11 protein-coding genes are annotated in these 12,301 nt (G+C 70.2%); 1 reads left to right on the plus strand and 10 read right to left on the minus strand.

Annotated elements, in window-relative coordinates; all coding sequences use genetic code 11:
• Positions 1-158: 158 nt before the first annotated feature.
• Positions 159-2,213 (plus strand): 3-hydroxyacyl-CoA dehydrogenase NAD-binding domain-containing protein, encoded by a 2,055-nt coding sequence (locus IDM46_RS09065; protein WP_182820482.1) that lies wholly within the window; start codon positions 159-161, stop codon positions 2,211-2,213.
• Between the two features lie 15 nt (positions 2,214-2,228).
• Here the strand turns inward: IDM46_RS09065 and IDM46_RS09070 are convergent, their stop codons facing one another.
• The 10 genes from IDM46_RS09070 to fabD form a co-directional block, all read right to left on the minus strand.
• The gene (locus tag IDM46_RS09070; protein ID WP_185115529.1) at positions 2,229-3,929 is read right to left on the minus strand and encodes a hypothetical protein; all 1,701 of its coding nucleotides are present in this window, start codon (positions 3,927-3,929) and stop codon (positions 2,229-2,231) included.
• Between the two features lie 131 nt (positions 3,930-4,060).
• Complete coding sequence (locus IDM46_RS09075; RefSeq protein ID WP_182820480.1) at positions 4,061-4,417, minus strand: PilZ domain-containing protein; 357 nt, start codon at positions 4,415-4,417, stop codon at positions 4,061-4,063.
• Entirely contained in the window at positions 4,414-5,460 is a 1,047-nt protein-coding gene (locus IDM46_RS09080) for a DNA polymerase III subunit delta' (protein WP_182820479.1), read from the minus strand. Before IDM46_RS09080 ends, IDM46_RS09075 begins: the two co-directional genes overlap by 4 nt.
• Complete coding sequence (tmk, locus tag IDM46_RS09085; RefSeq protein WP_223877948.1) at positions 5,457-6,098, minus strand: dTMP kinase; 642 nt, start codon at positions 6,096-6,098, stop codon at positions 5,457-5,459. Before tmk ends, IDM46_RS09080 begins: the two co-directional genes overlap by 4 nt.
• Positions 6,095-7,150 carry an endolytic transglycosylase MltG gene (mltG, locus tag IDM46_RS09090; protein ID WP_182820478.1) on the minus strand — a complete coding sequence of 352 codons (1,056 nt, stop codon included), beginning with the start codon at positions 7,148-7,150 and terminating at the stop codon, positions 6,095-6,097. Before mltG ends, tmk begins: the two co-directional genes overlap by 4 nt.
• Before the next feature lie 36 nt (positions 7,151-7,186).
• Complete coding sequence (locus IDM46_RS09095) at positions 7,187-8,563, minus strand: aminodeoxychorismate synthase component I (RefSeq protein ID WP_185115530.1); 1,377 nt, start codon at positions 8,561-8,563, stop codon at positions 7,187-7,189.
• Between the two features lie 40 nt (positions 8,564-8,603).
• Positions 8,604-9,839, minus strand: a complete 1,236-nt coding sequence (gene fabF, locus IDM46_RS09100) for a beta-ketoacyl-ACP synthase II (RefSeq protein WP_185115531.1) — start codon at positions 9,837-9,839, stop codon at positions 8,604-8,606.
• Between the two features lie 110 nt (positions 9,840-9,949).
• Complete coding sequence (gene acpP / locus IDM46_RS09105) at positions 9,950-10,189, minus strand: acyl carrier protein (protein WP_182820475.1); 240 nt, start codon at positions 10,187-10,189, stop codon at positions 9,950-9,952.
• A 70-nt stretch (positions 10,190-10,259) separates the two neighbouring features.
• On the minus strand, positions 10,260-11,003 hold the full coding sequence (fabG, locus tag IDM46_RS09110) for a 3-oxoacyl-ACP reductase FabG (protein ID WP_182820474.1): 744 nt from the start codon (positions 11,001-11,003) through the stop codon (positions 10,260-10,262).
• A gap of 137 nt (positions 11,004-11,140) precedes the next feature.
• Positions 11,141-12,091 carry an ACP S-malonyltransferase gene (gene fabD, locus IDM46_RS09115; RefSeq protein ID WP_185115532.1) on the minus strand — a complete coding sequence of 317 codons (951 nt, stop codon included), beginning with the start codon at positions 12,089-12,091 and terminating at the stop codon, positions 11,141-11,143.
• Positions 12,092-12,301: the final 210 nt, after the last annotated feature.

The following is a 12,301-nucleotide window of genomic DNA, read 5'->3' on the forward strand; positions in this document are numbered from 1 at the left end:
TGTGACCATGTGCGGCGGGAAAAGTTCCCGGCTGGCGGATGATCTGGGGCCCGCAGGCCACTGCCGCAAGGCGCGAAGTCCCAGACAAGCCGATTTGACGCGGGCTGAACGGACTCTGGATCATAGGTCCCCGCACGTACCCCAACGGATGGTTCCGAATGATTGCTGGCCTCGATGGTCTGCGCTTCAGCCACTGGCAAGCCGAAGAGCGTGCCGATGGCGTCGTGCTGCTGACGTTCGACCGCGCCGGCGAGTCGGTGAACACCTTTGCACAGGACGTGCTGGTCGAACTCGACGCGCTGCTCGAACGCCTGGCGCTCGATCCACCGAAGGCGCTGGTGCTGCGCTCCGGCAAGGCGCGCGGCTTCATCGCCGGCGCCGACATCCGCGAGTTCGCCGCGTTCGATGCCAAGGGCACCATCGGGGATTCCATCCGCCGCGGCCAACAGGCCTTCCAGCGGCTGGCCGACCTGCCCTGCCCCACGGTGGCCGCGATCCACGGCTTCTGCATGGGCGGCGGCACCGAGATCGCGCTGGCCTGCCGCTGGCGCGTGGCCAGCAACGATCCGTCCACGCGCATCGGCCTGCCCGAGGTGAAGCTCGGCATCTATCCCGGTTGGGGCGGCAGCGTGCGCCTGCCGCGGCTGGTGGGCACGCCGGCGGCGATGGACATGATGTTGACCGGCCGCACCCTGTCGGCGTCGGCGGCAAAGGGCATCGGCCTGGTCGACGAGGTGGTCGAGCCCGCGCGCCTGGTCGATGCAGCCGTCGCGCTCGCGATCGGTGGACGAGTCCGCCCGTTCAAGCAGCGCGCCACGGCCTGGCTGACCAACACCTGGCCGGCGCGCCAACTGCTGGCGCCGATGCTGGTGAAGCAGGTTGCGCGCAAGGCGCGCAAGGAGCACTACCCCGCGCCGTACGCGTTGATCGAGACCTGGCGGCGCACGGGCGGCGGCGTGCAGAAGCGCCTCGCGGCCGAGCGCAAGTCTGTGGTCAGGCTGGCCGGCACGCCCACCGCGCGCAACCTGACGCGGGTGTTCTTCCTCCAGGAACGCCTGAAGGGCATGGGCGGCAAGGACAGTGGCATCCAGCACGTGCATGTCGTCGGCGCCGGTGTGATGGGCGGCGACATCGCCGCCTGGGCGGCCTACAAGGGCTTCGACGTCACCCTGCAGGACCGCGAGCAGCCCTTCATCGACAAGGCCATGGCGCGCGCGCAAGAGCTGTTCGCGAAGAAGGTCAAGGACGCGGCCAGGCGGCCCGCGGTTGCCGCGCGCCTGAAGGCCGACCTCGCTGGCGACGGCGTGGCCACCGCGGACCTGGTGATCGAGGCCATCATCGAGCAGCCCGAAGCCAAGCGCGCGCTGTACGCCAGCGTGGAGCCACGGCTGAAAGCCGACGCGCTGCTGACCACCAACACCTCGTCGATCCCGCTCGACGAGCTGCGCGGCGGGTTGGCACAGCCGGCGCGCTTCGCCGGCCTGCACTATTTCAACCCGGTGGCGATGATGCCGCTGGTCGAGATCGTACGCCACGACGTCATGGACCCGGAGACCGAACGGCGCCTGGCGGCGTTCTGCAAGGCGATCGACAAGCTGCCGGTGCCTGTGACGGGCACCCCGGGCTTCCTGGTCAACCGCCTGCTGTTCCCGTACATGCTCGAGGCCGCGACCGCACACGCCGAGGGCATCCCGGGTGCGGTGATCGACAAGGCCGCGGTGAAGTTCGGCATGCCGATGGGTCCGATCGAGCTGATCGACACGGTGGGCCTGGACGTGGCGGTGGGCGTGGGCGCGGAGCTCGCGCCGTTCCTCGGCCTGCCGATCCCCGCCTCGCTGTCGACGCCACCCGAGGCCGGCAAGCGCGGCAAGAAGGACGGCCAGGGCCTGTACACCTGGGCCGAAGGCAAGGCGAAGAAGCCCGAGGTACCGAAGGACTACCAGGCCCCGACCGACCTCGAGGATCGCCTGATCCTGCCGCTCATCAACGAGGCGGTCGCCGCGCTGCACGACGGCGTGGTCGCCGACGCCGACCTGCTCGACGCCGGCGTGATCTTCGGGACCGGATTCGCGCCGTTCCGCGGCGGCCCGATCCAGTACGTGCGCGAGACCGGCGTCGCTGTGGTGCTCGCCCGGCTCAAGGCGCTGCAGGCGGTCCATGGCGATCGTTTCGCGCCGCGCCCGGGATGGGATGCTGCGGTGTTGCGGAGCTGAAGGACGCCTCAGCCCTTACATCCGCGACGCTGTCAGCTCGACATCCGCGTTCTGCCAGGCCGCCGCGAACCGGCGCCGGACATCGGCCGCCTCGCGCGTCTTGCGCTGCGCGTCCAGGCTCTTGGCCAGGCCGAACAGCGACCAGCCATTGCCCGGATTGCGGTGCAGTTCCTCGCGATACACCTTCTCGGCATCCGCCGCGCGCCCGGCATCGAGCAGCACCGCGCCCAGCGTGTGGCGCACCGGCGCATGCCAGCCCGGTGGTTCGTCGTAGGGAATGCCGTCCTCGATCTTCGCGCCCTCGCGCAGCGCCGCGATTGCGGTGCCATGGTCGCCACGCGACGCGGCGATCTCGGCGCTGAGCACGCGCTCGGCGATGCGGGCCGAATGCGCGAGCGGATAACGATCCCACACCATCAAGGTTTCCATCTCCGGGTCCGCGGCAAGCGGTCGCAGTGCGGCGAGATGGCGGTCGGCATCGGCTGGCCGTGACTGCCGCACCGCTGCCATGCCCTGCGCGTAGTGCCAGATCGCGGTGACGTAGGGCAGGTCCGGGGCCGGGTTGGGCGCGGCGGCGATCTCGTCCCAGCGGCCGAAGCGCACGCGCTCGAACCACGGCGTCATCCAGTAGTGCTGCAGGCCGGCGAAGCCCGGCTGGCGCATCAGCTCCGGCAGCTCGGTGCGTTCCGACGTATGGCGCGCGGCCTCGCCGGCCAGCTTGCTGCTGCCTTCCATGCTCGCGGCGAACCACAGGAAATGGTGGTTGTGCGGCACGTAGCCGAGCGGGTAGACACCCTTCACGTTGCCGCGGCAGATCGCGAGGTACGCGTCATCGGCTTCGATGGCGCGCTGGTTGGCGAGCACCGCGTCGTGCCAGCGGCCGACGCGCGCATAGATGTGCGCGGGCATGTGCACAAGGTGTCCCGAACCCGGGATAAGTTGGCGCAGGCGGTCGGCGGCCACGACGCCGCGCTGCGGATCGGCGGATGCCTCCACCGCATGCACGTACAGGTGCAGCGCGCCGGCGTGTTCGGGGTCGCGCGCGATCACCGATTCCAGCGTCTGCACCACCTCGGCGGTATGGCCCTTGGGCCGCAGTTCCTGGTCGTAGTAGTCCCATGGTTGCAGGTCCATGAGCGACTCGGCATGCAGCACCGCGGCATCGAGGTCATCCGGGCGCTGCTTCACCAGCGTGCCTGTGGCCTTGGCATAGGCCTCATCCAGCGGGCGGCGATTCTCGGGCGGCTGCGCGGCGTAGCGCGCCGCCAGCGCCTCGATGAATGCCTGCTCGCGCGCGGTCGCACTGGGCCCCAGTTCACGCGCGCGCTGCAGCCGGCTCCACGCGTCGGCATTGTCGGCCGGGTCCATGGCAGCGTTGACGTGCGGTCCGAGCACCAGCGAAGCGCCCCACCAGCACATCGCGCACGCCGGGTCGAGTTCGGTGGCCTTGAGGAAGGCGCGCTCCGCGGCGTCATGGTTGAAGCCGTATGTCAGCGCCAGGCCCTGGTCGAACCAGCGCTGCACCTCCGGATGCGTGCTGCTGACCGGGAAGCTGTAGTCGCCCAGTCCCTCCAACAGCACCGCGCCCACCATCGCCATTTCCGGGGGAGACGACCGCGGCGCATCCGCCGTGGAGGCGTGCTGGCCGCAGCCGGAAGAGACAAGAGCCAGCGCGGTGGCGGCGCAGGACAGGAAAAGGTGGATTCGACGGGCCATCGGAGGCCTCCAGCAACGACCACACTCCCCCGACAACGCGGCGCGCAATCGCGGGCGGACAGGCCGCGCAAAAAAAACTCGCTTTCTTCGCGCCTTCGCGCCTTCGCGAGAAAAAAGCTGTCCAAACCACCCTACATCGTGTGCGTAGGCTTTTCCGCATTCAGCGTACCGGCGAGCAGGGTCTCGATGCGGCCCTTCACGTTCTCGCCCTCGGCGGTGTCGGCGAACTGCACCCCGATGCCGGCGGTGCGGTTGCCCTGCGCGCCCGGCGGCGTGACCCAGACCACCTTGCCGGCGGCCGGCAGGCGTTCGCTGGATTCAGGAAGCGTCAGCAGCACGAACACCTCGTCGCCGAGGAAGTAGCGCCGCGTGGTGGGCACGAAGATCCCGCCGTGCTTCAGGTAAGGCATGTAGGCCGCATACAGCTGCGCCTTGTCCTTGACCGCGAGGGACAGGATGCCCTGCCGCGCACCACCGGTTGCACTCATTTCGCCACTCCCCTTGCCGTGTCGCCACCCGCCGCACTGCGCCAGGACAGCAGCAGCTCGGCGACCGCGAGGTCCGCGCGCACCGTGGTGCGCAGCAGGTCCCTGGTGCGGTTGGCGGCATCGAACCAGGCCGCCAGCTTCCGGATTCGCAGCGGATCGGTCAAGCCGGCCGCTTCCGCGACCGCGATGTCCGCCGCATGCCGCAGGCGCTTGTCGGCATCGTCATCGCCGGTCCAGGCCTTGGCCACCTCGAGCGCCGACGCGTCATTGCGCGCGACCCGGCCGAGCTCGGCGGCCACCGCCCTGCGCAGCGCCATGCCACCGTCGCGCAGCCAGGCATCGGCAAGACCGGGATGGCCGCGTGCCGCTGCGAGCGCTTCGACCGCAGCGGCGGCGGGATGGCCCTGCGCCTGCAACCATGTCGCGGCCTCGTCAGCGGGCGGCAGGCGGAACTCGAGGCGCTGGCAGCGGCTGCGGATCGTCGCCGGCAGGCGCGCGGGATTGTCGGTGATGAGCCAGAGGTAGCGCCCTGGCACGGGCTCCTCAAGCGTCTTCAGCAGCGCGTTGGCGGCCGCCTCGTTCATGGCGTCGGCCGGTTCGATGATCGCGACCTTGGCGCTGCCGTACTGCGGTGTCGTCGACAGGCGCTCGGAGAGTTCACGCACCTGGTCGACCGAGATCTGCGTCAGCTGCCGTTGCGGCGACGGCGTGAAGCGCCACGCATAGCCGACGAACACCGCATCGGGATGCGCGGGATGGCCGAACGGATGCGCGAGCGCCTTGTCGGGACGCTCCTCAAGCGGATCCTTCTGGCTGCGCGACAGGTACAGCCGGCACGCGCGGCAGGCGCCACAGGGGCGCAGGCCGGTGTCGGGCGCCAGGCACAGCACGCGCTGCGCCAGCTGCTCGGCGACGCGCCGCTTGCCCAACCGCGCCGGGCCGCAGAACAGCAGCGCGTGCCCCATGCGCCCGGCATCGATCGCGCCCGCGGCGTGGTCGTGCACGCGCTGCTGCCAGGGCGCCATGGCGTCGGTCGGCATCATGCGCCGCCTCGCCATTCGCGCAGGCGCGCGACAGCATCTGCCGCCACGGTGCCTGCAGCGCGCGAAGCGTCGATGACGCGAAATCGCACCGGATCGCCCGCGGCGCGTGCCAGGAACGCGGCGCGCACGCGCTCGAAGAACTCGTCGCGCTCGCGCTCGATGCGGTCCGGCTGCGGGTCGCGGCCGCGGGTGCGGGCGCGCCCCTGGGCGACGTCCAGATCGAGCAGCAAGGTCAGGCCCGGACGCAGGCGGACTACGCCGCGCTCGAGCGTTTCGATGAGCGCGGGATCGAGCCCGCGGCCGCCGCCCTGGTAGGCGAAGCTGGAATCGGTGAAGCGGTCGCACAGCACCCAGGCGCCGCGTGCGAGCGCCGGGTTGATGACCTCGCGCACGTGCTGCGCGCGCGCCGCGAACATCAGCAGCAGCTCGGTCTCGGCCGCCGGTGGCTCGTGCCCGGGCGACAGCAGCAGATCGCGGATCATCTCGGCCAGCGGCGTGCCGCCGGGTTCGCGGGTCACCAGCACCTCGTCGCCGCGCGCGGCCAGTTCGGCCTGCAGCGCAGCCAGCACCGTGGTCTTGCCCGCGCCCTCCCCGCCCTCCAGCGAGACCAGCCGCGGATGCATCGGCACCGCGTTCATCGCGGCGCGTGCTGCTGGCGGTAGCGGCGCACGTACTCGCGCACCGCCGTGTTGTGCGCGTCCAGCGACGGCGAGAAGACATGCCGGCCGCTGCCATCGCCAACGGCGACGAAGTAGAGGTCATCGCCCTCGGCGGGCTGTGTGGCGGCGCGCAGCGCATCGCGCCCGGCCATCGCGATCGGCGTCGGTGGCAGGCCGTCGCGGGTATAGGTGTTGTACGGCGTATCGGCGAGCAGGTCGGCGCGGCGGATGTTGCCCGCATAGTTGCTGCCCATGCCGTAGATCACCGTGGGATCGGTCTGCAGTCGCATGCCGATGCGCAGGCGGCGGGTGAACACGCCGGCGATGCGCGCGCGCTCTTCGGCGATGCCGGTTTCCTTCTCCACGATCGACGCCAGCACCAGTGCTTCGTCCTTCGACGAGATCGGCAGGTCGGGGGCGCGTGCTTCCCAGGCGGCGTCAAGCGCGCTGTCGAGGTCGGCTGCCGCGCGCCTCAGCAGGTCGAGGTCGGTGTCGCCGGTGGTGTAGGCGTAGGTCTCGGGCAGGAAGCGGCCTTCCGGGTGCACGCCGTCGCGTCCCAGCGCCGCCATCAGCGCGGCATCGTCGAGCTCGTGCAGCGTCTGCACCAGCGGCGTGGCGCGCGCCAGCGCCGCGCGCAGCTCGCGGATGTTCCATCCTTCGACAATGGTCACGCGGTGGTGCACCACCTTGCCGTCGCGCATCCGCAGCAGCAGCTGCGAGGGCGTGATGCCCGGTTCCAGTGCGTACTCGCCGACCTGGATGCGGTCGCCGGCACCCAGCTGGCGGGCAAGCAGCCGCCACTCGATGTCGCTGCCCGCGGCCTTGCCCTGCCCGCGCAGGCGGGTGACCACCCGGCGCAGGGAATCGCCGCGCTCGACCACCAGGCTGTCGCCGTCCTCGACACCCGGCAACGGCGCCGACGCGAAGCTCGTGTAGTGGGTCCAGCCCCAGTACGCCGCGCCGCCGATCACCAGCGCGGACAGCAGGAACAGGGCCAGTGCGATGCGCTTCAGCGCCGACCAGGCACTCATGCGGCGGGACCCGCGGGGATGATGGCAAGCATGGCCTCAGGATACCTTGCCGACTGCATCGCCGGTCAGGCCAAGCGCCTGCAGCATGCCGCGCGCCTTGGCGCGGGTTTCGTCGAGTTCATGCGCCGGATCCGAATCGGCCACGATGCCGGCGCCGGTGCGGAAACGCAGCTGGGCGCCCGCGACTTCGGCGCTGCGGATCAGGATGTTGAGGTCGAGGTCGCCGTCGCGGTTCAACCAGCCCATCGCGCCGGTGTACGCACCGCGGCCGACACCCTCGAGTTCCGCGATCACCTGCATGCAGCGTACCTTGGGCGCCCCGGTGATCGTGCCGCCGGGGAACACCGCGCGCAGCACAGCGCCGGGCGTTGCATCCGCACGCAGCCGGCCACGCACGTTGCTGACGATGTGGTGCACGTGCGCATAGCTTTCCACCACCATCAGCTCGTCGACTTCGACGCTGCCCGCCTGGCAGACGCGGCCGAGGTCGTTGCGTTCGAGGTCCACCAGCATCACGTGCTCGGCGCGCTCCTTGGCGTGCCCGACCAGCTCGCGGATGCGTCCCGCGTCGTCGTCACCGGCCAGCCGCGGCCGGGTGCCGGCGATCGGGCGCGTCTCCACGACGTCACCGCGTACCGACACCAGGCGCTCGGGCGAGGCACTGACCACCGCACCGGCATCGCCCAGGTCGAACAGGCCGGCGAACGGCGCGGGATTGGCGAGGCGCAGGCGCTGGTACAGCGCCGCGGGCTCGAGCGGGGCGTCGAAGCGCACGTCCCAGCCGCGCGACAGGTTGACCTGGAACACGTCGCCGGCACGGATGTAGTCGAGCGCACGCGCGACGCCGTGGAGATAGGTTTCCCCCAGATCTTCTTCGCAGGCGATCACGCCCGGCCATCCGGGCGGCGGCGGCGCGGCGGCGGACATCGCGTCGGCGACAATCGCCTCGAGCAGCGCCTCGTACCCGCGCTCGGCCACCGCCACCACCTCGCCGCTGGCGCGGTCGCGCAGGACCGCGCCAGGACAGCGGCAGGCGACCGCAACCGGCAGAATGCCTTCCGCGGCGGGCAGCGACAGCACGGGTTCGACTTCCGCCGCCAGCTCGTAGCCCAGCAGCAGTGCCCAGCCGCCGCGGAACGGCCACAGCGGCTCTTCGCGCGGCAGGCGCAGCGCCTGCCAGTCGGCATCGAGTGCGGCAAGGAAATTCGCGCCCGCGACACTGCCGTCCTCGCGCACGCTGCGGCCGTCACGCCCCAGGCTGATGCGGGCGCCGTCGGAGGCGAGCAGCATGTCCCAGCGCCCCTGCGCAGTGCCGGAGGCGACCGACTCAAGCAACAGCGGGAAACGCGCGGGCGCGCGCCGCTGCAGCGCCAGCAGGTCGACGCCGGATGGCAGGGAGCGGATGGTCAGCATGCAGGCAGGCCGCTGCCGCCGCGGAGGCGGCGGCGATGCGTCAGATGCGGCGGAAGACCAGGCTGCCGTTGGTGCCGCCGAAGCCGAAGGAGTTGGACATGGCAATGTCCACCTGCTGCTGGCGCGCGGTATGCGGCACGTAGTCGAGGTCACAGCCCGGCGAGGGATTGTGGAGGTTGATGGTCGGCGGAATGACCCCCGTGTGCAGGGCCATCGCCGAGAACACCGCCTCCACGCCACCGGCCGCACCGAGCAGGTGCCCGGTCATCGACTTGGTGGAGCTCACCATGACCTTGCGTGCGTGCCCGCCGAGCACGCTCTTGATGCCCATGGTCTCCGCCAGGTCGCCGGCCGGGGTGGAGGTGCCGTGGGCGTTGATGTAGCCGAGCGCGGACGGATCGATGCCCGCGTCCCTGATCGCCGCACGCATGCAACGCGCGCCGCCGCTGCCGCTCTCGCTGGGCGCAGTCATGTGGTACGCGTCGCCGCTCATGCCGAAGCCGGCAAGTTCGGCATAGATCCGCGCGCCGCGGGCCTTGGCCCGTTCGTATTCCTCGATCACCAGGATGCCGGCGCCGTCGCCCATGACGAAGCCGTCGCGGCCCTCGTCCCAGGGGCGGGACGCCGCGGCGGGATCGTCGTTGCGGGTGGACAGCGCCTTCATCGCGCAGAAGCCGCCGAGCGACGTCGGCGTGGTGGCGTACTCGGCGCCGCCGGCGATCATCACGTCGGCATCGCCGTACTGGATCATGCGCATCGCCAGGCCGATGTTGTGCGTCGCCGTGGTGCAGGCGGTGACGGCGGCGATGTTGGGGCCCTGCGCGCCGGTCATGATCGAAACCTGGCCGGCGATCATGTTGATGATGGTGCTCGGCACGTAGAACGGCGAGATCTTGCGCGCGCCGCCCTCGGCGTACTTGAGCGTGGTTTCCTCGATGCCCTTGAGCCCGCCGATGCCGGCGCCGATGGCCACGCCGATGCGCTCGGGATCGGCCGCCACGTCGAGCCCCGCGTCGGCGATCGCCATCAGCGCCGCGGCCACGCCGTAGTGCACGAACGGGTCCATCTTCTTGACGTCCTTGGGCGCGATCCACTGCGTCGGGTCGAAGCCCCTGACCTCGCCGGCGATGCGCGTGGCGAAGCCCGACGCGTCGAAGTTGGTGATCGGGCCGATGCCCGAACGCCCGTCAACGATGCCCTGCCAGGACGAGGCCAGGTCATTGCCCAGCGGCGACAGGATGCCGAGGCCGGAGATGACGACGCGACGCTTGGACATGTGGACTCCTGGACGGTTGCGCGCGCCGCCAACCGGCGCGCCGAAAACGCCCGAGGCCGCATCAGCGGCCCCGGGTTGTCACGCTGCGGCCAAGGGCCGCACTGGACGCATCAGGCCTTGACGTGGGCCTTGATGTAATCGATGGCCTGCTGCACCGAAGTGATCTTCTCGGCTTCCTCGTCCGGGATCTCGCACTCGAACTCTTCTTCGAGGGCCATCACCAGCTCGACGGTGTCGAGGGAGTCGGCTCCAAGGTCGTCGACGAAGGAGGCGCTGGTGCTGACCTCGTCTTCCTTGACGCCCAGTTGTTCGACGACGATTTTCTTGACGCGTTCTTCGATGCTGCTCATGGGTATTCGGCTCCGGTGGAGGCAGTTGCGGTGGATAGTGTAAGGGAAACGGGTGGGACGTTGCGCGGTGTCACGGCATGTACATGCCGCCATTGACGTGCAGGGTTTCGCCGGTGATATAGCTTGCGCCCGGCCCGGCCAGGAATGCGACCGCACGGGCGATATCGGCCGCCTCGCCCAGGCGACCCAGTGCGATCTGGCCGACCAGGGCTTCCTTGGACGCTTCAGGCAGGTCGCGGGTCATGTCGGTGGCGATGAAGCCCGGCGCGACCACGTTCACGGTCACGCCGCGGCTGCCGATCTCCTTCGCCAGCGACTTGCTGAACGCGATCACCCCGGCCTTGGCGGCGGCGTAGTTGGCCTGCCCGGCGTTGCCGGTCACCCCGACCACCGAGGCGATGTTGATGATGCGGCCGCGGCGCGCCTTCATCATCGCGCGCATCACGGCTTTCGAGGCGCGGTAGACGCTGGTGAGGTTGGTGTCGAGGATGGCCTGCCAGTCCTCGTCCTTCATGCGCATCAGCAGGTTGTCGCGGGTGATGCCGGCATTGTTCACCAGGATCGAGATCGCGCCGACCTCCTTGGCGATCGAATCGACCAGCGCCTCGATGTCACCCGGAACCGATACGTCCAGCACGCGGCCTTGGCCGCCTTGCTCCGCCAAGCGCGCGGCGATCGCCTGCGCGCCCGCCTCGCTGGTCGCGGTGCCGACGACCGTGGCGCCCATGGCGGCCAGCTGGTCGGCGATCGCCGCGCCGATGCCGCGGCTCGCGCCGGTCACCAGCGCGACCTCGCCCTTCAATTCCTGTGTCATACGTCGTTGCCTGTATCAGTAAGAGCGTTTTTTGCCACGGATTGACGCGAATGAACGCGGATCAAGCATTCGCAGACAAGACACGGCTTCGTCTTTGCCCTATCCGCGTTCATCCGCGCAGATCCGTGGCAAAGGAATCAGCTTTTCTTCCATTCCGCCAAGGCGGCATCAAAGTCGTCCGGGGTACCGAGCGCGCGCGCGTCCAGTGACTTGTCGATGCGCCTGGCCAGTCCGGTGAGGACCTTGCCGGGGCCGCATTCGCCGACGCGGGTGACGCCGCGGCCGGCCAGCGCCTGGACGCAGGAGGTCCATTGCACCGGCAGGTACAGCTGGCGCACCAGCGCGTCGCGGATCGCCTCCACGCCGTCATGCACCTCGGCGTCGACGTTCTGCACCACGGGCAATGCCGGGGCGCTCCACGCCAGTCCGGACATGGCTTCGGACAGGCGGTTGGCGGCTTCGCGCATCAGCGGCGTATGCGACGGCACGCTGACGGCCAGCTTCACCACCTTGCGCACGCCCTTGGCCGCAAGCAGTTCCAGCGCGCGGTCCACCGCGGCCGCATGCCCGCCGATGACGATCTGCCCCGGCGAGTTGAAGTTGGCCGGCACCACCACGCCGGCCTCGCCTGAAGCCTCGACGCAGGTGTCCTGCACCAGCGCGTCGTCGGCACCGATCACGGCCGCCATCGCGCCGGTGCCGGCGGGTGCCGCGTCCTGCATCAACTGGCCACGCAGGCGCACGAGCTTCGCGCCGTCCGCCAGCGACAGCGCGCCCGCGGCGACCAGCGCGGCGTATTCGCCCAGGCTGTGGCCGGCAAGCAGCGTCGGCGCTTCGCCACCCTGCGCCTCCCACGCGCGCCACACGGCGATACCCGCCGCCAGCAGCGCGGGCTGGGTGAATTCCGTGTGGTTGAGCGAGCTGTCGTCGGCATCCTGCGCCAGCGCCCAGAGATCGACGCCGGCGCCGTCCGAAGCTTCGGCAAACGCGTCGCGCACCACGGTGCCGCGCGCGGCGAGGCCGGCGAGCATGCCGGGGGCCTGTGAGCCCTGTCCTGGAAACACGAAAGCAAGCTGGGATGCGGTCAAGCGTACGGTCCGATTCAAAAGCCGGGGGATGATAAGCGTGAACGCCCCGGTCCGTCTGTACCCGCCCGTATTGACCCGGCTGCGCGACCGCCATCCCTCACCTGCCTGGTCCGGATCCGCGTCATCCGCCTAATCCGTGGCACAAGAAGCTCTTTCCAGGCACGCAAGAACGGAAAGGGCCGCGAAGATCGCGGCCCTGGCCTCGCGGGA

The organism is Luteimonas sp. MC1825, assembly GCF_014764385.1.
In the GTDB taxonomy this organism is placed as follows: Bacteria; Pseudomonadota; Gammaproteobacteria; order Xanthomonadales; family Xanthomonadaceae; genus Luteimonas.